General features: G+C 66.0%; 1 protein-coding gene. It reads left to right on the top strand.

Annotated elements, in window-relative coordinates:
- A partial coding sequence (locus V5F77_RS29270; protein WP_429008537.1) for a methyltransferase family protein occupies positions 1 to 184 on the top strand: 184 nt, incomplete at its 5' end.
- Positions 185 to 315: the final 131 nt, after the last annotated feature.

Here is a 315-nt window from a genome sequence, read left to right as displayed (position 1 = left end):
GCTCGCCATCTTCCCGATCCTGGTCTGGGTCTATGTCCGACTGGCGTGGCAGGAAGAAGCGGCTGCCCGCGCCGAGTTCGGGCCCCTGTGGGACGATTACGCCCGGCGCGTTCCCGCCTTTCTCCCTCGTATCGCAATTTCATCCCCATACGTCCCTTCCTCCGGAGACGGTCCTCATGACTGAGCATGACGCGCACGCCGGCCATCATCATCATGCCCCTGTGGATCACCCGCACATCGGGACCGGAAGCTCGCCCGCGGAGACGGTCAAGGACCCCGTTTGCGGGATGGAGGTGAACCCGGCCACCGCCGGGC

It is taken from the genome of Roseixanthobacter psychrophilus, assembly GCF_043195195.1.
Classification (GTDB): Bacteria; Pseudomonadota; Alphaproteobacteria; order Rhizobiales; family Xanthobacteraceae; genus NCEH01.
This window is presented reverse-complemented; position numbering and strand designations above follow the sequence as displayed.